Raw genomic sequence first — 22,117 nt, 5'->3', positions numbered from 1 at the left:
TACATTCAGGGCGACGGTCATTGCGGCTTCTGCCGCAATGCTCTCTGCCTGGACTACAACAAGACTTATTTGTTCGCAGGCGCCAACGCGGCCGGTTCGCCCGGGCCGGGTATGTAGATGGTTTGCACCTCGGGTTCGGCCGAGGGCGCCGGCGTCCAGGCCTGATTCAGATCAGGCGCGGGTGCAGGCCCCAACAGCTTTTGGCGTTCCCAGGGTTCCAGCAGAATATTGGTGCTATCGACCAGCCGCATCAGACGGCCGTCCGGGCCAAATTGCAGCAGGGCTTCCTTGCGGCTGTACAAGCCGTCGGCGACAAACGTGATCTTGAAGGACCAAAGGGCCAGGAGCGTGCCGTCGGTCTGCTTGTAAAGCTTGTCGGGCGGCGCGGTCAGCGCCCGCGAAGCGTCTTCCAGCGTCGTTTGACCCGGTGTCAGGCTCGACAGCTTGCCCGGGTCGAAGTTATGACCCGTTGCCGCGCAGCCGGCCAGCAGTACCGCAATGGCGGCCGCCGCCAGAAGATGTATATAGCCTCGCATACCCTACCCATTCACCGGCAACGCCGGTATCAGAATGATTCCCAATCGTCGTCCGACGGCGCCTGGCGACGGCTTGCGGCCGGTGCCGGTTTGGCGTCGTTCGCGGCGGTTGCTGCACGGGGCGCCGGACGGCGCAGCGGACGCGCCGCCGTGGCGCCCTCGACAGCGGATGCCGGCGGCTTGGCGCGCGCCGCATGCGTCAGGCGTGCGGCCGGCGCGGATCTGGCTGTCGCACCCTCCACGGCGGGCGCTGCTTGCGCCGACGCAGCGGGCGCCGGCACGCGGGTGCCGACACGCGCCGCCGGGCGCTGCTGCGCCAGTTGACGGGCGGGCACTTCAATCACTTCACCGGCCGTGACCTTGAACACCGCCACGGCCTGCGCCAGGCGTTCGGCCTGTTCCTGCAACGAACCGGCGGCAGCGGCCGCTTCTTCCACCAGCGCCGCGTTCTGCTGCGTCACTTCGTCCATCTGCGACACCGCGCGGTTCACCTGGTCGATGCCGCTGGACTGCTCGTCGGATGCCGCCGAGATCTCACCCATGATGTCCGTCACGCGCTTGACCGACGCCACGATCTCTTGCATCGTCGCGCCTGCGCGTTCCACCTGCTGCGAACCCGCGCCCACCTTCGTGACCGAGTCTTCGATCAGGCCCTTGATTTCCTTGGCCGCTTGCGCGCTGCGTTGCGCCAGCGAACGCACTTCGCCCGCCACCACCGCGAAACCCTTGCCCTGCTCGCCCGCGCGCGCCGCTTCCACCGCGGCGTTCAGCGCCAGGATGTTCGTCTGGAACGCGATGCCGTCGATCACCGACACGATTTCCGAGATCTTGCGTGAGCTGGCGGAAATGCCCTGCATCGTGCTGACCACTTCAGACACCGCCGAACCGCCGCGCTCCGCCACGTCCGACGCGCTGGCCGCCAACTGGTTGGCCTGGCGCGCGTTGTCGGCGTTCTGCTTCACCGTGGACGCCAATTGCTCCATCGATGCAGCGGTTTCCTCAAGCGAGGCCGCCTGCTGTTCGGTCCGGCTGGACAGGTCCGTGTTGCCCGCGGAAATCTCGCGCGAGCCCACGTTGATTTCATCCACGCCGCGGCGCACCGTCGACACCGTGCGGGCCAGGCTTTCCTGCATGCGCTTGACGGCCGCCATCAGTTGGCCGATCTCGTTGGACGAGTTGACGTCCACGCGCACCGTCAGGTCGCCGCCCGCGATCTTGTCGAAACTGTCGCCAACAACGCGCAACGGGCGCAGGATCACCCGGTTCATGAACAGGAAGGCGCCCATCGACACCACCAGGATCAGCACGGCCAGCGCAAGGTACACATAGGCCATCGTCGAAGCCTGGCCGCGAGCGGACTGGACCTGCTGCTCACTGAAGGTGTTGATATCGTTGGCGAATTCGGTCAGCTGCTTGGAGAACGCGCCACTGGCCGCGCCCGCCTTCGTGTTCTTCAACGACAGATAAGCCGCCGCATCGCCCTTGTCCAACGCGCCCATCATGGCTTGCAGCGCCTCGGAGAACGTGTTGAACGACGTCAGCAGATCACCTTCGGCGGAACTGCCAAGGGTGGTCACCTTGGGGATCGCCTTGAAGCTGTCCATCTTTTTCTTGGCGTCGGCGATCAGTTGCTGCACCGTACGCGAATTCTCGGCGGCGCCGTTGGCATCGCCCGCAGCGCGCTGCGCGGCAGTGATGTCGGCGCGGATGGTCGCGCGCAGCATCTGCGTGTAGGCGTCCTTGATCAGATTGCTTTGCTGGACGCTCAGGGAGTCCAGGGCGTTGATCGTGTCAGCGCTGGAACGCATGCTGTTCCAGCCCAAGGCAATGGCAACCTGTGCGGCCAGGGCGACTGCCAACTGAGCGAGCATCAAGCCCGTGCGCACCTTCAGATTGCTGAACATTTTCGGATAGTTCCGGTAGTCGTCCCGGTGGCGCGCTGTGGCCGCCGGACCGTAAAAGGGGGGTACTGCGTGGGCTACTGCCTGTTCAATGCGCCGACCGGGTCGTCCGGTCAGAAAGACTCCCAATCATCATCCGCAGGCGGGGGCCGACGGCTGGCGGAGGCGGCTGGCGCAGTATCCCTGGCGCTGTCGGCGCGGGTGGCCGGACGGCGCAGGGGACGAGCCACCGTGGCCGGGGTAGCCGCGGGTTTGGGGCGGGCCACCTGGGTCTTGCGAGGCGCGGGCTTGGCGGCCGGCGCATCGCCGTCATCCGCGGGCGCCTGGGAAGGCTGAGCAGATTCCGGGGTGGCCTGCGGGCTGCCATGCTGCGCGCCTTGCTGCGCCGAGGCCGGTTTGGCCAGACGCGCGGCGGGCGCAGCCGGCCGGGAGGCCGGCGCGGCCGAGCGCGGTGCCGGCATACGCGGAGCGGCAGCCTGCTGCGCCAGTTGATGCGCCGGCACTTCGATCACTTCGCCGGCATTGATCTTGAACACCGCGACCGCTTCGGCCAGACGCTGGGCCTGCTCTTGCAGGGAACCGGCGGCAGCCGCCGCTTCTTCCACCAACGCCGCGTTCTGCTGCGTCACTTCATCCATCTGCGACACCGCGCGGTTCACCTGGTCGATGCCGCTGGACTGCTCTTCGGACGCCGCCGAGATCTCACCCATGATGTCCGTCACGCGCTTGACCGACGACACGATTTCTTGCATCGTCGCGCCCGCACGCTCGACCTGCTGCGAACCTGCGCCCACCTTCGTGACCGAGTCTTCGATCAGGCCCTTGATTTCCTTGGCCGCCTGCGCGCTGCGCTGCGCCAGCGAACGCACTTCGCCTGCCACCACCGCAAAGCCCTTGCCCTGCTCGCCCGCGCGCGCCGCTTCCACGGCGGCGTTCAACGCCAGGATGTTGGTCTGGAACGCGATGCCGTCGATCACCGACACGATTTCAGAGATCTTGCGCGAGCTGGCCGAAATGCCCTGCATCGTGCTGACCACTTCAGACACCGCCGAACCGCCGCGCTCGGCCACGTCCGACGCGCTGGCCGCCAACTGGTTGGCCTGGCGCGCGTTGTCCGCGTTCTGCTTCACCGTGGACGCCAATTGCTCCATGGACGCAGCGGTTTCCTCAAGCGAGGCCGCCTGCTGTTCGGTACGGCTGGACAGGTCCGTGTTGCCCGCGGAAATCTCGCGAGAGCCCACGTTGATTTCATCCACGCCGCGGCGCACCATCGCCACCGTGCGCGTCAGGCTTTCCTGCATGCGCTTGATGGCGCCGAACAGTTGCCCGATCTCGTTGGTGCTGCGCACCTCGATACGGCCGGTGAAGTCCCCGCCGGCGATCTTGTCGAAGTGGTCACCCGCCTGGTGCAACGGGCGCAGCACGGTGCGGTTGATGAAAATCCAGCAGCCCAGCGCCAGCGCCAGCGCGATCGCCAGCATCGCGATGGTGACAGTACGCGAAATGTTGTGGTCGACTTCCGCCTGAACCACCAGTTCGTCGGTGCGCTTATCCAGGAATTCCAGCACGGCATTCACGGATTCCCGGAATGCCGTGTTGGCGGCGCTGCCCGCGTCGTTCAGATCCAGGTAGTCCTGCACCGCCATCTTGGACAGTGCGGCGGCCTGGCGCTTGTAGACGTCGTCGAACTGCTTGTAGGCCGTCTCCAGCTTGGCCACCAGCGCCTCGGAACCGGCCATGCTCGGCACCTTGCGGAACTCGTCCAGCCACTTGGCGCCTTCCTTCATGAGGACATCGGCGCGCTGGGTCTGGGCATTGGCCTGCTCGGTCTTGCCTTGCTGCATGTCCATCAGGGACGTCGCCAGCAACAGCCGGCCGCGCAACAGCGCCGCGTTGGCGCGATTGAGCTGGGTGCCTTGATTGGAATAGGCGTCATTGACCTGCTCCAGCTTATCGTTGCTGGAGTTCAACCCCATCCAGGCCACGCCATTGGATATGAACATGGCGCCCGTGAAGAGCAACAACACCAGGACGATACAGGTGCGAACTTTCAAATTGACAAGCATGAAATATCCGAGCGTTAAGCAACGTGAAACGACACTACCTACCCTGCACGCAACCACGGACGCCCTGGCCTCTGGCCAGTAGCGTCCGCAAGGGCGCAACTCTGCGCACGCGACCGGTGCGGCTTGTGGAGTCCCGCCGCTTTATTTGCGGCTGAACAGGCTGGACCCCTGAATGGTCATGAATGCCGCCGATGCGGCTTGCAGCGCCACTTGGCGCAGCGCAAGCTGGCTGGCGCCGGCGTAATAGTCCAGATCTTCCAGATCGGACAAGGACTTGGCGTAAGAAAGCCCCTTTTGCGTACCGGTAGCGTCCAACGCTTCCAGCTCGTTCATGCGTGCGCCAACCGATGCCGCGACGGTCAACACGTTGTCATAGTTGCTTGCCAGCTTCTTGTTGGCAGTCGCCAGCTCGTTATTCAACTTGGCCAGCGCCACCTCATCGCCTGCGATGGGGGAGTCAAGCACCTTGATCAGGCCGTCCAAGGTATTGAACATATCGACGTCGGCCGACTGGATGTTCTGCACGTCGATCACGTCGCCGTTCTTGGGCGTGCCCTTGACCACGACTGCAACGCCGCCGAAATCGATCGAAGAATCGGCCGTATAGGCAGTGGGGCTAGCCGGCGGCGCCGGCGTGGTAACGGGAGGAACGGGCGGATTCGCATTCGGATCCGTCGTGATCACGCGGTATCCCATATTGCCCGTCGCCGTGTCGGTTTCGAACTGCAGGCTGAAGTTCTTGCCGATATTGGGGCTGCCCGGCGTGACCGACACCGTGCCGAACTGGGCCGTGCCCTGATTGGCCGATGCGGCGGTGGCGACATAAGCCTGAGACCCCGGATTGGCGCGGTCGAAAATGTCATTGCCCAGATCAGCAGTCGAAAGCTGACGCGACTGATCCACCTGAACCGTACGCTCGCCAGTGGCGCCGCTGTAGACGATCTTGCCGTTGGCGTCCTGCGAATAAGGAATCACGCCGCCCTGGTAACCCGAAAACAGGTATTGGCCGTTGCCGTCCGTGCTGTTCGCCAAGCCCAACAGGGCGTCGCGGGCGCTCTTCAACGCCGTCGAAAGCGCTTGGCGGTCGCTGTCGGCGAAGGTGCCGTTACCCGCCTGAATGACGCGTGTACGAACATCCTGCAATGCCGTCGTAACCGCGTCGAGCACGTTGCTTTCTTGCCCCAGATTGGTCTTTGCCGTATTGCGATTCAGCCCGTAGGTCGCATTCATGCTTTGCGTCTGCGCCACGCCGATCGACAAGGAGGCAGCCAGCGGATCATCCGCCGGGCTCAAGAACTTGCGACCGCTCCCGACCTGCTCGACCAGGCGGTTCATGTCGGATTCCTGCGCGAGAACGCCGCTCAGGCCGTTCGTGTACATCATGGTGGTGCTCAGGCGCATGGTGCAACTCCGGATATTTTTTTAATCATCACAGTTCAACGGCCTGATCAGCCGCGCAGTCCCAGCAGCGTGTCAAAGACGGTACTCGCCACATCGATGATGCGGGCACTGGCTTGATACTGCTCTTGATAAAGCGACAGGCTCACATATTCTTCATTCAGATTGACGCCCGACACCGCTTGCTGGGCGGCGGTCGTCTGTTTGATCAGATTGACCTGCGCCGTCGCGGCCGACTTGATCTGCGCCGTCTGCACACCGACCGTATTCACGACCTGGGCGAACATGTCGGTAGTGCTCATCGTGCCGTGGCCCAACAGCTTGGCGTTCTGGAGCGCGGCAAGCTTCAGCGCGTTCTTGCCGTTGGCGTCACCGCCTGCGGCGTCGGCCGCGGCGATCTTGTCCGGATCCGTGATCACGACATTGATATCGCGGGCGGCATTGCGCGTCGGCGACAAGGACCACTTGTCGCCCGCTTGCGGCGGGGCGTCGATCGTCAACGTCACGCCCATTTCCGCATCCATGTTCAAAACGGCGTTGGGCGGCGTGCCCGTTGCGGGGCCGTTATAGACTTGCGTGCCCTCCGGCATGCGCGTCACTTGATAGTTCGCGCCGTCGAACGAGATCTCGTAGTCTTTGGCGTTGATATTCGCCAGATTTGAGAACTGGCCCGAAATCTGCGCATTACTCTTGTTCTGCGTATTGGGCACGGCTTCAGGCGAACCGATGCTGAAGAAATCAGTCCCGGGGTTGCCGCTTTGGTCAACGCCCTGCTTGTGCTGCTCGTTGAAGGACAACGCCAAGCCAACAGCCAATTGGCCCAGCTGGTTCTGCATGACGTCCAACGACGATGCGCGGAACTGAAGCAGACCGCCCAGCTTGCCGCCGGTCACGTCGTTGTCAGGCATCTCCACCGCTACCGTCTTGCCCGCACCTGCCGGCAACGTGTAGGCCAACACCGTACGGCCGGCGTCCTTGGTGGAAGGCACGGCCTGCAGCGGATAAATCGTCGTGCCGGACAGCAGCGCCTGACCGCCCTTGGCAAGCGAGACATTGATCTTGCCGCCCTGCTCGTATGTCGTGATGCCGACGAGCTGGTTCAGCTCCATGACGGCTTGATCGCGTTGATCGAGCAGATCGTTGGGGGGACTGCCGCCCGCTTTGCCAGAAGCAAGCGAAATCTGCGAATTCAGATCGTCGATCCGGCTCAGGTAGCTATTGACCTGTTCAACCGTCGTCGTGATCTGCGAGTTGAGGCCTTCGCGCAGATTCTGCATTTCGGTATAGGCCGAACGGATCTGCGTGGTCAGGCTATTGGCTTTGCCCAGCAAATCCGCACGTGCGGCGGGATCGGCGGGCTTGCTGGCCACCGTATTCATGCTGGTGAAGAAGTTGGTCAGGCCCGGGGCGATACCCACCGTGCGGTCGGAAAACAGGTTGTTGACCTGAGACACCTGGTCCAACTGCGCCTGCAATTGGGCGCCGCTGCCTTGCGCGCCGACCAGCTGCTTATACAAGAAGCTGTCGTAGCTGCGCTCGACGGTGTCGACCTGGACGCCGCGGCCGATGTAACCGTTGCTGGTGGCTTGCGCGCCCGCGGTGGACGTCATGACGCGCTGACGGTTATAGCCGACCGTGGTGGCATTGTTGATGTTGTGGCTGGTGGTGGCCAAACCCGCCTGTGCGGCGTTCAGCCCGCCCAATGCCGTTTTATACAAATTCATGCTGACAATGCCCCGTATGTAACCGCAGCTGTTATCTCTGGATACTCCATTAACGGCAGGAGGTCGTCCAAATTTAGAGTCCTTCCAACATCTGGCGAGAATTTTCCACACGGGACGCCGCCCCGCGCAGCTGGCCCATGATGCCGATCAATTTCTGCGCATAGCGCGGGTCGGTCGCATAGCCGGCGTCCTGGATCTTGCGCGCCGCGTCGACCTCGTTGCGCGCCTGCGTGACCGCCTCGTAGCGCGGGCTGTTGCCGATCAGGCGTGCGTAGTCCGCGAACGATTCCTCGTAGGAGGCATAGGCGCGGAAGGGTTGCGTCACCTTTTTCGCGATACCGTCCTCGTATTCCGTGGTCAGCACGTTGACGACCTTGCCCTTCCAGCTTGCGCCTGCCTTGATGCCGAACAGGTTGTAGCTGGTAGTGCCGTCGGCGTGCTTGATTTCGCGCTGGCCCCAACCGGACTCCAGGGCCGCCTGGCCCATGATCAGGCGGGCGGGCACCCCGCTTTGCTGCGAGGCCAGGTTGGCCGCGCGCGACATCTTCGACACGAAGTCCACGACATGCTCCGGCGCGCCTTCGGCGGCGGCCAACGCACGGTCGCTGGCGCGGTTGTTGCGCATCACGTTCAGCAGCGCCGACACTTCGCGCGATCCGCCCGTGCGGAAATCCAGGTCGCCGCCCTGCCCGATCGCCCGGACGGCGTCGTCGGACACGTCGGCCGGCTTGCCTTGCTGCATCTGCGCCAGGATGGACTGCGACAGCCCGATCCCCGGCGTCGCCAGATGCAGGGCCAATTGCTCGTCGGCCATGGATTGCAGCATCTGCGTCTGCTGCGAGTCGAACAGCCCTTCCTTGGGCGTCGCCTCGCGCATGCGCTTGACCATCATCTGCAGGAACAGGGCCTCGAACTGCTTGGCGACCTGCTTCTGCTGATCCGTGCCCTCAGGGTCTTTCTTGACGTCCCGCTTCAGGTCCGACAGGCGACCCATGTCGAACACCGAATCTTGCCGGGCGGCGCCGCGCGACGCGTCGTTTGAGACAGCCATCGTCAGATGATTTCCAGTTCGGCGCGCAAGGCGCCCGCCGTCTTCATGGCCTGAAGGATGGCCAGCAGGTCCTGCGGTGTCGCTCCCAGGGCGTTCAGGCCCTTGACGACGTCAGCCAGATTGGCGCTGGTACTCACGCGCTGCAGCGAGCCATTGTCCTGGCGCACTTCGATCTGGGTATTGGGCACCACCACCGTCTGGCCTTCCGTGAAAGGCGTATCCGGCTGCGACACCTGGTTCTGGCGGTTGATGATGACCGACAGGTTGCCGTGCGCCACGGCCGCCTCTTCGATCATGACCGTGCGGTTCATGACGACCGAGCCGGTGCGCGCATTGATGATGACCTTGGCCACCGTCGGGGCGCGCGCCACTTGCAGGTCTTCGACCAGCGACAGGAAGCGCGCTTGCGACGCCTGCTCCATCGGCGTGCGCACCTGCACCACCCGGCCGTCCAGCGCCGTCGCCGTACCTTGGCCGAACTTCTTGTTCAGCGCCGTGGCCACATTCTGCGCCGTGCCGAAGTCCGTGTTGTTCAGTTCCACATGGATGTAGCCGTCGCGCGAGAATGTGGTCGGCACGCCGCGTTCGACGATCGCGCCCGCGCTGATGCGGCCGCCGTTCAGCTGGTTGATCTGCACGCTGGAGCCGCCGGCGGAGGCGCCGGCGCCACCCACCAGGATGTTGCCCTGGGCGATGGCGTAGACCTGGCTGTCCGCGCCCTTCATGGGCGTCATCAGCAAGGTGCCGCCCCGCAGGCTCTTGGCGTTGCCCATGGACGACACCACCACGTCCAGCGTCTGGCCGGGCCGGGCGAACGCCGGCAGCGTGGTCGTGACCATGACGGCGGCCACGTTCTTCAACTGCATGTTGCTGCCGGCAGGCACCGTGATGCCCAGCTGCGACAGCATGTTGGTCAGGCTTTGCTGCGTGAACGGCGTCTGGCGCACCTGGTCGCCACTGCCGTCCAGCCCCACGACCAGCCCGTAGCCGATCAGCTGGTTGCCCCGCACGCCCTGGATCGTCGCCAGGTCCTTGAGCCGTTCGGCCTGGGCCGCGCCGGCGCCGGCCACCAGTCCGACCGCCACGCAGACTCGGGCGAACAGGGACAGCAAGGCGGATATCGGAGTCGGTAGTGTCATAGTCAGAACGGCGAAGCGATCAGGAAGAAGCGTTGCAGCCAGCCCATGGTCTGGACTTCGTCCATGACGCCCTTGCTGCGGTACTCGATGCGGGCGTCGGCCACCTGGGTGGACGACACGGTGTTCGTTCCGGTGATGGAACGCGGATCCACCACCCCGGCGAAGCGCACGTACTCGCTGCCGCGGTTGATGGCGATCTGCTTTTCGCCGGCCACTTGCAGATTGCCGTTGGACATCACGCCGACGACCGTCGTGGTGATGGTGCCGGTAAACGCGTTGTTGGCCGTGCTGTCGCCCTTGCCCTGCGACACGTTGCCGCCCTTGGCGTCGGTATTCAGGTTCGCGTTCGCCCAGCTGTCCATGAACGACGGCGCCGCGGCGATGCCAAGCGAGGCCGATCCCGTGCGGTTGGTGTTCGTCGCCACGTTCTTGGAGGCGTTTGTCCGTTCGTTCAGCACGATGGTGACGATGTCGCCCACGTTGCGCGGACGGCGGTCCTCGAACAAGGGGTAGTTGCCGTAGGTGGTCGGCTGATAAATCGAACCCGTAGGCTGCGCCATGGGCATCGGCGGCGGCGGCGGCGCCGCCGTCGTCGGCCCGGTGACGATGGGCTCGGGCGGGATCATGGCGCAACCGGCCGCCAGCAACGCCAGTGCCGCAACAAATACCAGACGCAGGACAGACATGGGCATCACAGTTGGGACAGGCGGGCCAGCATCTCGTCGGAGGTCTTGACGGCCTTGCTGTTCATTTCATAGGCGCGTTGCGTGGTGATCATGTTGACCAGTTCTTCGGCAACGTTGACGTTGGAGGTTTCCACGTAGTTCTGCATGATCGAACCCGCGCCGTCCACGCCGGGCTGCAGCAGGTTGGCCGGACCCGACGCGTCGGTTTCCAGGTACAGGTTTTCACCGATGCTCTGCAGGCCGGTCGGGTTGATGAAGGTGGCGATCTGCAATTGGCCGATCTGCACGTTCACGCCGGCGGCGCCGGGCTGCGTCACCGACACGATGCCGTCTTTGCCGATCGAGATCGACAGCGCGTTGTCCGGCACGTTCATCGGCGGCTGGATCACATAGCCGCTGACAGTCGTCAGCTGGCCGTTCTGGTCGCGCTGCAGCGCGCCGTCACGCGTATACCCCTGGGTGCCGTCGGGCAGCTCGATCTGCAGGAAACCGCGGCCGTTGATGGCGATGTCCATTTCGCCGCCCGTGTTGTTCAGGTTGCCTGCCGTGTGGATGCGCTCGGTGGCGGCCACGCGGGCGCCCGTGCCCAGTTGCAGGCCGGACGGCAATTGCGTGGCGTCGCCCACCTGGGCGCCGGGCTGGCGCAGCGTCTGGTACATCAGGTCCTGGAACACGGCGCGGCCGCGCTTGAACCCGTTGGTGGAGACGTTGGCCAAGTTGTTGGAAATCACGTCCATGGAAGTCTGTTGACCTTCCAGGCCCGTCTTGGCAATCCACAACGAACGCATCATGATGAAGTACTCCTGGTGCGGCGGACTGGCCGCACGCGAAAATTGTTTAAATCAGCCCGTTGAATCAGCTAACGGACAGAATTCCGTTGGCGCGCTCGGCATTGCGGTCCGACTGCTGGATCACCTGCATCTGTTGCTCGAACCGGCGCGCGTTCTCGATCATGCCCACCATCACCTTCATGGGATTGGTGTTGCTGCCTTCCAGCACGCCGGACAACACGCGCAGACCGGGATCGGCGGGCGCGGGCGGCGCAGGCCGGCCGTTCACCGGCGCCAGGCGGAACACGCCGTCGTCGCCATGCACCAGTTGCGCATTATTGGGATTCGCCAGTTTGATGCGGCCCAGGTTCAGGATGTTGTTCGGACCGTCGCCCGCGCCGATCGCCGTGATCGTGCCGTCCGACGTGATCGTCAACGCGGCCTGGTCCGGCACATCGATGGGGCCGCCCTGGTCGGACAGCACGGGCTGGCCCAGCGAGGTCTGCAGCAGGCCGTTGATGCCGACCTGCAGGCTGCCGCCGCGGGTATAGGCCTCGCCCTGCGGAGTCTGCACCGCGATCCAGCCGTTTTCGCTGGCCAGCGCCACGTCCAAGTCCCGGCCCGTGGTCTGCATGACGCCCATCTGGAAGCTGTTGCCGGGCGTGGACGCCACCGTCGAAACACGCGTAGGCAGACTCACCCCGTCCGTCATCGGAACCGAACGGTACAGCGCGATCTGCTCGCGGAAACCCGTCGTGTTCACGTTGGCCATGTTGTTGGCCAGCGCGGCCTGGTGCTCAGTGATACGCGCTGCGCCATTCATGGCGGTGTAGATGATTCTGTCCATTGCCTATTCCGTCGGTGTCGTCGCGAGCCAGTCCGGCTTTACTTCAGGTTCATCAGGACTTGCATGATTTCGTCCTGGGTCTTGATGGTTTGCGAATTGGCCTGGTAGGTGCGCTGGGCGATGATCATGTTCACCAGCTCCTTGCTCATGTCGACGTTGGACGCTTCCGTCGCCTGGCCCACCACCTTGGACAGGCCGTTGGTGCCGGGCTGGCCCAGGATCGGCTGGCCGGAGGCGGCCGTTTCGGTCCAGGCGTTGTTGCCCACCGGCTGCAGGCCTTGCAAATTGGAGAAATCGGCCAGCACGATCGTGCCGACGACTTGCGTTTCGCCGTTGGTGTAGCTGGCGACCAGACTGCCGTCGCCGCCAATGTTGATGCCGCTGAATTCACCGGACGTGTAGCCGTCGGGCTTGGCGACCAGCTTGTAGTCGCTGCCGTACTGCGTGGTGCCGGTGTAGTTCATCGAGATGCTCAGCGGGTCGGCGGGCGTCGTGGTGCCGCCGGGCGTCGCGAAGCTCAGCGTCACGACCGGTGCGCTGGTCATCGCGCCGGCCTTGTTGAACGTGAACTGCTGGGGATTGCCCCACGTGCCGCCACCCTGGGTCGTCGGCGCCATGGCCTGGCCGTCCATCGTGTAATACACGTCATAGACGCTGTTGCCGGCGGCATCCGCCGGGCGCTTGACGAAGTACTGCATCACCTGGTGCGAATTGCCCAGGGAGTCGAACACCGTCATGGGCGAGGCGTTCGTGTAGCTGCTGGAAATGGTGGGGTCGAACGGGCGGCCAATCTCGGTGACGGCGGCCGTGTAGTTCTTGTAGCCCGCGACCTGGGTGATGTCACCCGTGGTGACGACGCCCGCGGCGTCCACGGTGATCAGATTGGGCGCTGCGCCGTACGTGCCCGCCGGCGGCTGGTTCACCCAGACGATCCCGCCCGTGGCATTGCGCGTGAATTCATAAGGCGTGGCCGGCGAAGGCGGCGTCGTGCCGGTCATGGTCACCGAACCGTTCACTGCGGGCGACGTCACGGTATCCGTCAGGTACACCACCTTGGCGTTCGCATCCAGGTTGGCCACCGTCGTGCCAGTGCCGGTCGCCTTGGGCGCGACGTTGGCGGTAGGCAACTGCAACTCGACCGGGTTTGCGCCGATCGCGCCAGCCGGGTAGCCCGTCATGCGGTAGCCCTGGGCATTCACGATGAAGTTGTTCTTGTCGACCAGGAATTCGCCGTTGCGGGTGTACATCACCGCGCCGCTCTGGTCCGTGACGCGGAACATGCCTTTCGCGCCGTCGATGGCGATGTCATATTCGCCGCCGCCGCCGTTCACGGCACCGACCGTGAAGCGCTGAGTGATCGCCGCGACCTTGACGCCCAGGCCCACGCGCGAACTGGCGTAGACGTCAGCGAACGACGCGGTCGACGACTTGAAGCCGACGGTGCCCGAGTTGGCGATGTTGTTGCCGATTACGTCCAGGTTCTGCGATGCGGCGTTCAAGCCGCTCAATCCTTGTCCGAAGCCCATGTTTTCTCTCGCTAATCTTTATCTAGTGAAGCCGCCGCGCATGCGCCGGCGCCGATTCAAATCCGCCCGGTTCAGGCGCCGATAACCTTACGCACGTCCAGCATGCTGGTCTGGCCGTCCAGGCCCAGATCCAGACGCAAGCCGTTAGTGGAATACGCCACGCTCTTGACCTGGCCGTAGCTCAGCACTTCCGCATTCACTTTCTTGCCATCGCCGTCGGTCGCCAGCACGGACACGGTGTACGCGCCGGCTTCCATCGCCACGCCGCTGTCGTTCTTGCCATCCCAGTTCAAGGTGTAGACGCCAGTCTTCTGCTCACCCATTTCAATGGTGCGCACGACCGCGCCGTTCGAATCCGAAATGCGGACCTGCACCTTCTGCGCGTCGCCTTGCAGGTCCAGGCCATAAGGCGTGACCACGCGTTCGGCGGCGTTCTCGCCGTCCACGCCGACCTTGACCTTGGCGCCCGGGATCAGCACGCCCTTGCCGATCATCGCCACGGCGTTCATCGACTGGGACACGTCGATCTGGCCGCTGATGGCCAGCATGGTGTTCTTCAGATTGGTGATGCCTTCCACCGTGGAGATCTGCGCCAGCTGCGAGGTCAACTCGGCGTTCTGCATCGGGTTCAGCGGATCCTGGTTCTGCAGCTGCGTCACCAGCAGCTTCAGGAACTGGTCCTGCAAGCCTTGCGCCGTGCTGGAGCCGTTGGCGCCGCTTTGCGCCAGGCCCAGGCCGGTGGTGCTCGTGTTTTGGTCGACGGTGGTCATGGATTCACTCTGTCAAGAAATTAGGATTGACCGATGGTCAGCGTCTTTTGCATCAACGCCTTGGCGGTGTTGAGCACCTCGACGTTCGCCTGGTACGACCGCGACGCCGCGATCATGTTGACCGTCTCGGCCACCGGATCGACGTTGGGCATGCTGATATAGCCCTGGGCGTCGGCCAACGGATGCTTGGGGTCGTAGACCTGCTTCAAGGGCGACGGATCCTGGATGACGCCGGCCACCCGGACGCCGCCGATTTCCTGCCCCATCGCCTGGCCGGCAGCCGGATTGACCTGGAACACGACCTGGCGGGCGCGGTACGGCTGGCCGTCGGGACCCACGACGCTGTCGGCGTTGGCCATGTTGCTGGCCGACACGTTCATGCGCTGCGATTGCGCGCTGAGCGCCGAACCGGCGATATCGAAAATGCTCAACAAGGACATTGCCTGTCGCTCCCTTTATGGATCAATCCTGAATGGCCGTCTGCATGGTCCGGATTCGGCCGGAGATCATCTGCATCGTGCTCTGGTAGTGCAAGGTGTTGTCGGCGAACTGCACGCGCTCGCTATCCATGTCCACCGTGTTGCCGTCCATGCTGGGCTGATACGGCAGGCGGTACAGCAGCTCGGTCGGTCCCTGAGACACGGCCTTGGCCGGGATATGGCGCGCCGACGTCAGCGCAAGCGACGTGTCCGGCAAACGCTTGGAACCTTCCATGGCGGTCTGCATCGCGGCCTTGAAGTCAAAGTCGCGAGCCTTGTAGTTGGGCGTGTCGGCGTTGGCGATGTTCGACGACAGCACTTCCTGCCGCTGCGCGCGCAGCCCCAAGGCCTGCTGGTAGAACCGGAAATCTTCGTTGAGCCTGTCTAGCATCGTGGCGCCTTCGTGCGTTGCAATACGGATAGAGCAAGGGACTTCGGACACACCGTTATCCCATTGGATGACGGCATCATAGGGGTCGGCGGCAGAACACAATCAGCCAAATAACCCGCCATTTCTCATCCAATTCACGTATTGCCGAACGCCGCGGACTCCTACAATTCATCCACCATGAAAATCTCCGCACGACATCTCCTCGCGCGCGCCGGCTGCCTGACCGCCCTGGCCCTGGCCTCCCTCGGGACCGTCCAGGCGCAGGACGCCGCCAGCCAGGCGCCCGAGGCAATCGCCGTCGCGGCGCAAAGCTATCTGCTGGACCAGTTGGCCGGACTGCCCGGACAACCCGCCGTCGCCATCGACCCGCCGCGCACCGAACGCCTGGCCCCCTGCGACGCCATGTCCCCATTTATGCCGTCGGGCATGAAGCTGCGTTCGCGCATGACGGTCGGCGTGCGCTGCAACGCGCCCAAGCCCTGGACGACGTACGTGCAGGCCACCGTCAGCGTCCCCGGCTACTATTACGTCGCTTCAAGGATGATCTCGGCCGGCCAGGCGCTGACGCCGGACGACCTTTCCCCCCGGGACGGCGATCTGGTTTCACTGCCGCCCGGCGCCATCACCGATCCGCAGACCGTCGTCGGCATGACGGCCGCCTACCGCATCAACGCCGGGCAACCGGTCCGGGGCTCGTCGCTGCGCAACGCGCAATCGGTCATGCGCGGCACCAACGTCCGGATCAATGCGCGCGGCAATGGCTTCGTGGTCAGCAGCGAAGGCCAGGCGCTGGACAACGGCGCGCCCGGCGCCATGGTCCAGGTGCGCACGGCCAGCGGCCAGGTGGTCAGCGGCGTGGTCCGGAACGCGGGGCTGGTTGAAATACAACTGTAGGTAATGTTACAAATCGCGCTGCGCTCGCTGACGGGCTGCCCTAAAGTTCGTTCCGGCCCTGCCGTTACAGAGACATAAGTAGGCGGATCCGTCGCAAACCGACCCAGGACGCCCTGCGGAGAAAACCTTGAAAATCAATTCGACCACCAACCGGCCCATTTCTGCCGACGCCGTTGCCCAACGCCCGGATTCCGCGGTGGCGCAGGCGTATGGCGCCAGCAATGGCAGCGGCTCCAGCAGCTCGCAAGTAGCGCTGAGCTCGGCGTCGCGCAAGATGCTGGCCCTGCAAGACGGCTCGAACGACATCAACGTCGAGCGCGTGGCCGCCATTCGCGCCGCGATTGCCTCGGGCCAATTGAAGATCGATACCGGCAAGATTGCCGACAGCCTGATCGCCAGCGCCCGCGATCTGCTGAAGTAACTCTCCGTTCACCGCCCTACCGCCTTCGAAGCATGACCATGAACCCCGTCGATTCCCTCCAGTCCTGCATGCGGCAGGAAGATGCCCTGATCACCGAGTTCTCCGCCGTCCTGGAAGAAGAGACCGAAGTGCTGGTGGGCCCCGGGAACGTCGGCGCGCTGCAGGCCATCACCGAACGCAAGGGGCGCATCGCCCAGCAGCTGGTCGACCTGAGCGAAACCCGCGACGGCCTGCTATCTGAAATCGGCCTGTCCAACGGGCACGCCGGTACTGAACAGGCCGCCGTGCTGCACCCGCAGCTGTCCGGCATCTGGCAGGCGCTGCTGACCAAGTCCGCGTCGGCCAACGAAATCAATATGCGCAACGGCGCCCTGATCGACGTGCATCTGCGCTATACCCAGCAATCGCTGGATGCGCTGCGCAACATCAACGGCGTGGGCGTCGCCACCACGTATGACGCGCAAGGCCGCGGCGCGCGCGGCACCCCGGGACGCCGGCCGATCGTGGCGGGCTGAGCCCTTCCCGCTCCGGGCATGGAAAAAGGCGGCGCAATGCGCCGCCTTTTGTTTGCCCCGCCCCGCAGGCAGACGTTACGCGCCGCCCGTCATTTCCAGCATCGCGAACATCTTCAGGATCGCCACGGGCAGCATGCGTCCCGACAGCTTGCGCTCCGAACCCACAATGCCTGACAGCGGCCCGCGCACCACGTCCGCGGACGGCGAATGCGCCATCTGCCAGCAGGCGGCGCCCAACTGGCCCGCCATCAGCGACTGGCGCGCCAGGGTGTGCGCGCCGTCGACGGCGGGCAGCGCCTGCCAGGCGTTGACCATGTAGCGAAAGCCCGCGCGCGCCTCGTCCTGCAGCACCAGCCAGCGCGCCACGGTTGCGGCATCGGCTTGCGCCGCGGGCAGATTCGTCAGGCCGAACAGTTGCGCGGCGATCTCGCCGCTGTCCGTATCGATCAGCCGGGCGCACACCAAGCGGATGAAGGCGCCGCCGCCGCTCTTGCCCGGCAACGCGATTTCGGTGCCCGACGCCCACAGCGCCAGCGGCACCCGCTTGCCGGATTTGTCGACAAGCAGACCCGGCATATCGCCCGGCTGGCCCACCGGCAGATAGCCGACGCTCTTGCCGACCGCATTCAGATGGGTCGGGCATTCGTCCTGGATCACCCGCATGCCGCCGGGGCAGCGCGCCACCCAGGATGCGCCCTGCCCGCTCAACGACTGCCACAGGCCGGACGTGCCGGACTCCAGCATGTGCACCAGCGGCAGGCGCGGCAACTGCTCGCCCAGCCAGCGCACGCGCGCTTCCAGCGCCAGGCCGGCGTCCGGCTGGCCAGACGCCGAGGGCGCGAACGACGTCAGCATGCCGTGGGCCAACGCCAGTTGCTGCGCCGGCGCAGCCAAGGCGGCGCCGCGGTCGCTCATCAGCAAAGATCCCAACAGCGTGCCGCCGGGCAGGCCCTCGCCCTTCATCGCGGCCTTGCCGTGCATGGCCAGCAGGTGGCGATGGCAGGTGGCGGAGAATTCACGGCGCACCATCGCCAACGGCTCTTCGCCCAGCGCGGCCAGGCTTGCGCCCGCGCCATCGCCCACATAGTCGCGCCAGGACGCACGCGCCTGCGCGCAGGCGGGATCGCTGTCCAGCATGGCGATCGTGTCGTCCAGGTTCTGCGCAGCCGTGATGGAGGCCGAACCACCCTGTGGACGCAGGATCGCGGAGGCCAGCAACTGCCGGCGGCGCGCCGGGTCCACGGCCTCGGCGTCGCGGGCGGCGGGCGCCAGTGACGCCAGGTCCGCCTCGCTGGGCGTGTACAGCGCGCGGGCGCGCTCGACCATCGCGAACGCGCGGTCGATCAGCACATCGGCGCGCGCCAGCTCCATATGTTCAGGCACCTTCTGCCCGACCGACATATAGTGAATCGGCAGCCGGTGACGGATCGCCGTGTCCAGGGCCGCGCCCAAGCGCGTGGCCTCGTCAAGTTTGGTGATGATGCAGCCGGCCACGTCCTCGCCCACGCCGTTGCGGTAGGCATGGGCGACTTCATCCAGCGTGTCGCCCTGGCTGGCGGCGTTCAACACCAGCAAGCGGCGGACCGGCTTGCCGGCGTTGCACAGCATGGCGGCTTGTTCGGCCACCAGGCGGTCGCGCTGGCTGATGCCGGTGGTGTCGATCAGCACGATCTTGCGGTTGCCCAGCTCGGCCAGGATGCGGCGCAACTCGGCGGCATCCCGCACCGAGTGCGCGGGCACGCCCATCAGGCGGCCGTAGATCTGCAATTGCTCCAGCGCGCCGATCCGGAACAAGTCGGTCGTCAGCATCGCGACCTGGTCTCGGCCTTCGCGGGCCACGCAACGGGCGGCCAATTTCGCCAGCGTCGTGGTCTTGCCCACGCCGGTCGGGCCCACCAGCGCGTACACGCCACCGGCCAGGAATTCGTCTTCGGACGCGACGACGGGCAAGTGCGTCATCAGTTCGTTGCGGGCCCATGCCTGGGCGGCGTCCGCCGTCATGCCTGACGGTAGACGCTCGACCAACGCGCGAACCAGCTTCGTGCTGAAACCCGCATCCAGCAGGCTGCGGAACAGCGCAGCGGCGGCGGGCTCTCGGCCCGAGCCCGGGCGGCCGCCCCACAGCAAGCCGTCCATGCGGGTTTCCAGTGCGCCGCGCAAGGCGCTGATCGCATCCTGCAACCCCGCAGCGGCATCGGTCGGCAACGCGGGGGCCGGCGTGGCCGGTCCTTGGCGCAACGGCGCATCGGGCATCCGGGCCATGGACGGCGCAGCAACAGCGGCGGGCGCAGACATGGATGCCGCGGCGGGCTGGGCTGCGGGCGCTGCCGCGGGCGGAAGCGTCGGCATGCCGACGGGCGCCGGGGCCGCTGCATTGGCCGGCCTGGCCGGCGGTAACGCGGGCAGTTCGACCCGTGTCGCCGACGCGGCCGCCAGAGGCGACGCGGGTTGCAGCGCCGCCGGATACGGCACAGCCGGCTTGGCGAGGGCGCCGGCGGAATCTTCGGGCGCAGCATCCTCTTCCGGCGACGCCGACGAGGCGTAGGCGGATTGATAGGCCGCGATCGAACGCGACGGTGCGGCATAGTTCGGCTGCGGCATGGGCGCCGGCGCGGCATGGGGCCGTTCGGCCGGCGCCGGCGCGCCAAAGGGCGAGCTTGCCGGTGGCTGCGGGCGGGACTCAGCGGCCGGAGGCGCGTACGAAACGGCTTCCCGTTGCGGCGTCTCTGCGGCCGCGTCGTCGAACGCGCCCTCGACCGTAGCCAACACTTCCACCCCGCCGTCCACGCTGCGGTTCGACACGATCAGCGCATCCGGCCCCAACACCTGGCGCACCTGGCGCATCACTTCACGGCTGTTGACGCCAAAAAACCGGCTTATCTTCATTGCCCATTGCTCCCGCCGATCAGCGCGGTCACGCGGACCATGCGCTCATCGGGTATTTCAGTATTCGACAATACGCCCAGCTGCGGCAGGTGATGGCGCAAGAACCGCGACAGCGGCGCGCGCAACACAGGCGACACCAGCAGCACTGGCGCATTGCCCTGCGACTCCTGACGCTCGACCGCCGCCTGCGTTTCGCGCAGCAAGGTGTCCGCCAGGCCGGGCTCCAGCCCGCCGCTGGTGGTCATCGCCTGCGACAGCACGCGCTCCAGCTTCACGTCCAGCCCGATGACCCGCAGCTCGCCCTCGCCCGGGAACCACTGCTGGGTGATCGCGCGGCCCAGCGAACGGCGGGTCAGCATGATCAATTCGTTGATATCGGGCTGGCCGCCCGCGCCGGCCGCTTGCGCCGCCAGGCGCGGGCCGTGTTCGGACAGCGTATCGATGATGGTCCGCATGTCGCGGATCGGCACCTCTTCGGACAGCAGGCCTTGCAGCACCTTCTGCAGCGCGGTCAGCGACAACGTCTTGGGCACCAGGTCCTCGACCAGCTTGGGCGCGTCGCGGCCGATGCGGTCCAGCAGCTGCTGCACTTCCTGGCGCCCCAGCAGGTTCGAGCCGTGGCGGTGCATGAGGTGGTTCAAGTGCGTGGCCACCACCGTCCCGGCATCCACCACGGTGTAGCCCGCCACTTGCGCCTGGTCGCGCAGGCCGCCATCGATCCACAGGGCCGGCAGGCCGAACGCGGGATCGGTCGTGGGCGTGCCCTTGATCTGGATGGTGACGCCGCCCGGATCGATGGCCAGCCACTGGCCCGGCATCGCCACGCCATGCCCCACTTCCACGCCCGACAGCAAGATGCGGTAGTCGTTGGGCTTGAGCTCCAGGTTGTCGCGGATGTGCACGACCGGCGGCAGGAAGCCGACGTCCTGCGCGAACTTCTTGCGCAGGCTGCGAATGCGGTGCAGCAGTTCGCCGTTCTGGGCATGGTCCACCAGCGGAATCAGCCGGTAGCCCACCTCCAGGCCCAGCTGGTCCACCATGGACACGTCGTCCCAACTCGCCTCGGCGGCGGCGGCCTGCGCCTGCGTGACCGCCTGTGGCGGAATCTGCTCGGCGGCCTGGGCCGCTGCCTGCCGCCGCTTGTGCAGCGTCCATCCACCCCAGCCCAGCGCGCCGGCCAGCGTCAGGAAGGCGACGTGCGGCATGTTGGGGATCAGGCCCATGATACCGATGATGCCGGCCGTCAGGAACAGCACGGCCGGGTTCGAGAACAGCTGGCTGATGATCTGCTGGCCGATGTCCTGGTCGGTCGACACGCGCGACACCACCACGCCGGCCGCCGTCGAGATGACCAGCGCCGGAATCTGCGCGACCAGGCCGTCGCCGATGGTCAGCAGCGTGTAGACGCGCGCCGAATCGCTCATCGACATGTCGTGCTGCGCCACGCCGACGATCAGGCCGCCGATGATGTTGATCGCCATGATCAGCAGACCGGCGATGGCGTCGCCCCGCACGAACTTGCTGGCGCCGTCCATGGAACCGAAGAAGTCCGATTCCTGCGAGACTTCCGCGCGGCGGCGGCGTGCCTCGTCTTCGCCGATCAGGCCCGCGTTCAGGTCGGCGTCGATCGCCATCTGCTTGCCGGGCATGGCGTCGAGCGTGAAACGCGCGCCCACTTCCGCAATACGGCCGGCACCCTTGGTGATGACGATGAAGTTGATGATGGTCAGGATCACGAACACGATGATCCCGACGGCGAAATTGCCGCCCACCAGGAAGTGGCCGAACGCCTCGATCACCTTGCCCGCCGCGTCCGGGCCCGTGTGCCCGTTCAGCAGCACGACGCGGGTAGACGCCACGTTCAGCGACAGCCGCAGCAAGGTGGCGAACAGCAGCACGGCCGGGAAGGCGGCGAAATCCAGCGGCTTCTTCGTGAACATCGCCACCAGCAGGATCATCACGGACAGCGCGATGTTGAAGGTGAACAGCAGGTCCAGCAGGAACGTGGGCAGGGGCAGCACCATCATGCCCAGCACCATCACGATCAGGATCGGACCCGCCAGGAGCCGCGCATGGCCGGCCCCGCTATTCTTCAACATGGTGAGCAAAGCGCTCAT

Annotated in this window: 19 protein-coding genes; 3 read left to right on the top strand and 16 right to left on the bottom strand. The window is 65.4% G+C overall.

The window, feature by feature from the left end:
- Positions 1-65 precede the first annotated feature (65 nt).
- The 14 genes from A9973_RS01315 to flgB all read right to left on the bottom strand — a co-directional run bounded on the left by A9973_RS01315 (position 66) and on the right by flgB (position 15,284).
- Entirely contained in the window at positions 66-536 is a 471-nt protein-coding gene (locus A9973_RS01315; RefSeq protein WP_183011972.1) for a hypothetical protein, read from the bottom strand.
- 29 nt (positions 537-565) lie between these two features.
- Entirely contained in the window at positions 566-2,440 is a 1,875-nt protein-coding gene (locus tag A9973_RS01310) for a methyl-accepting chemotaxis protein (RefSeq protein WP_183011971.1), read from the bottom strand.
- A 110-nt stretch (positions 2,441-2,550) separates the two neighbouring features.
- A complete protein-coding gene (locus A9973_RS01305) occupies positions 2,551-4,503 on the bottom strand; it encodes a methyl-accepting chemotaxis protein (RefSeq protein ID WP_183011970.1) in 1,953 nt (650 codons plus the stop codon).
- A 141-nt stretch (positions 4,504-4,644) separates the two neighbouring features.
- Positions 4,645-5,904: a flagellar hook-associated protein FlgL gene (gene flgL / locus A9973_RS01300; protein WP_183011969.1), complete on the bottom strand. Its 1,260-nt coding sequence runs from the start codon at positions 5,902-5,904 to the stop codon at positions 4,645-4,647.
- 47 nt (positions 5,905-5,951) lie between these two features.
- A complete protein-coding gene (gene flgK, locus A9973_RS01295; protein WP_183011968.1) occupies positions 5,952-7,625 on the bottom strand; it encodes a flagellar hook-associated protein FlgK in 1,674 nt (557 codons plus the stop codon).
- Between the two features lie 73 nt (positions 7,626-7,698).
- A complete protein-coding gene (flgJ, locus tag A9973_RS01290; RefSeq protein WP_183011967.1) occupies positions 7,699-8,676 on the bottom strand; it encodes a flagellar assembly peptidoglycan hydrolase FlgJ in 978 nt (325 codons plus the stop codon).
- A gap of 2 nt (positions 8,677-8,678) precedes the next feature.
- The gene (locus A9973_RS01285; protein WP_183011966.1) at positions 8,679-9,815 is read right to left on the bottom strand and encodes a flagellar basal body P-ring protein FlgI; all 1,137 of its coding nucleotides are present in this window, start codon (positions 9,813-9,815) and stop codon (positions 8,679-8,681) included.
- A 2-nt stretch (positions 9,816-9,817) separates the two neighbouring features.
- The gene (locus A9973_RS01280) at positions 9,818-10,507 is read right to left on the bottom strand and encodes a flagellar basal body L-ring protein FlgH (protein WP_183011965.1); all 690 of its coding nucleotides are present in this window, start codon (positions 10,505-10,507) and stop codon (positions 9,818-9,820) included.
- Positions 10,507-11,292 carry a flagellar basal-body rod protein FlgG gene (gene flgG, locus A9973_RS01275; RefSeq protein ID WP_183011964.1) on the bottom strand — a complete coding sequence of 262 codons (786 nt, stop codon included), beginning with the start codon at positions 11,290-11,292 and terminating at the stop codon, positions 10,507-10,509. Before flgG ends, A9973_RS01280 begins: the two co-directional genes overlap by 1 nt.
- Before the next feature lie 64 nt (positions 11,293-11,356).
- On the bottom strand, positions 11,357-12,118 hold the full coding sequence (locus A9973_RS01270; RefSeq protein ID WP_183011963.1) for a flagellar basal body rod protein FlgF: 762 nt from the start codon (positions 12,116-12,118) through the stop codon (positions 11,357-11,359).
- 38 nt (positions 12,119-12,156) lie between these two features.
- Positions 12,157-13,644 (bottom strand): flagellar hook-basal body complex protein, encoded by a 1,488-nt coding sequence (locus tag A9973_RS01265; RefSeq protein ID WP_183011962.1) that lies wholly within the window; start codon positions 13,642-13,644, stop codon positions 12,157-12,159.
- Positions 13,645-13,715: 71 nt separating this feature from the next.
- Positions 13,716-14,414, bottom strand: a complete 699-nt coding sequence (locus tag A9973_RS01260) for a flagellar hook capping FlgD N-terminal domain-containing protein (RefSeq protein ID WP_183011961.1) — start codon at positions 14,412-14,414, stop codon at positions 13,716-13,718.
- Between the two features lie 20 nt (positions 14,415-14,434).
- Positions 14,435-14,854, bottom strand: coding sequence for a flagellar basal body rod protein FlgC (gene flgC / locus A9973_RS01255; RefSeq protein WP_169274355.1), 420 nt, complete (start codon positions 14,852-14,854; stop codon positions 14,435-14,437).
- Between the two features lie 22 nt (positions 14,855-14,876).
- A complete protein-coding gene (gene flgB / locus A9973_RS01250; protein WP_183011960.1) occupies positions 14,877-15,284 on the bottom strand; it encodes a flagellar basal body rod protein FlgB in 408 nt (135 codons plus the stop codon).
- Between the two features lie 177 nt (positions 15,285-15,461).
- Here flgB and flgA point away from each other — a divergent pair, with 177 nt between their 5' ends.
- The 3 genes from flgA to A9973_RS01235 all read left to right on the top strand — a co-directional run bounded on the left by flgA (position 15,462) and on the right by A9973_RS01235 (position 17,114).
- Positions 15,462-16,178 carry a flagellar basal body P-ring formation chaperone FlgA gene (gene flgA, locus A9973_RS01245; RefSeq protein ID WP_183011959.1) on the top strand — a complete coding sequence of 239 codons (717 nt, stop codon included), beginning with the start codon at positions 15,462-15,464 and terminating at the stop codon, positions 16,176-16,178.
- Between the two features lie 127 nt (positions 16,179-16,305).
- The gene (gene flgM / locus A9973_RS01240) at positions 16,306-16,599 is read left to right on the top strand and encodes a flagellar biosynthesis anti-sigma factor FlgM (RefSeq protein ID WP_006224590.1); all 294 of its coding nucleotides are present in this window, start codon (positions 16,306-16,308) and stop codon (positions 16,597-16,599) included.
- A gap of 38 nt (positions 16,600-16,637) precedes the next feature.
- A complete protein-coding gene (locus A9973_RS01235) occupies positions 16,638-17,114 on the top strand; it encodes a flagella synthesis protein FlgN (RefSeq protein ID WP_183011958.1) in 477 nt (158 codons plus the stop codon).
- Between the two features lie 75 nt (positions 17,115-17,189).
- Here A9973_RS01235 and flhF read toward each other — a convergent pair whose 3' ends face one another.
- Together flhF and flhA are read right to left on the bottom strand one after the other, a co-directional pair.
- Positions 17,190-20,000, bottom strand: coding sequence for a flagellar biosynthesis protein FlhF (gene flhF, locus A9973_RS01230; protein ID WP_183011957.1), 2,811 nt, complete (start codon positions 19,998-20,000; stop codon positions 17,190-17,192).
- Positions 19,997-22,117 carry a flagellar biosynthesis protein FlhA gene (gene flhA, locus A9973_RS01225; protein ID WP_183011956.1) on the bottom strand — a complete coding sequence of 707 codons (2,121 nt, stop codon included), beginning with the start codon at positions 22,115-22,117 and terminating at the stop codon, positions 19,997-19,999. The genes flhF and flhA overlap by 4 nt, the downstream gene beginning before the upstream one ends.

It is taken from the genome of Achromobacter sp. UMC46 (genome assembly GCF_014170335.1).
Classification (GTDB): Bacteria; Pseudomonadota; Gammaproteobacteria; order Burkholderiales; family Burkholderiaceae_B; genus Achromobacter.
The sequence above is the reverse complement of the archived record's forward strand: the minus strand, read 5'-3'. Positions and strand labels throughout refer to the sequence as shown.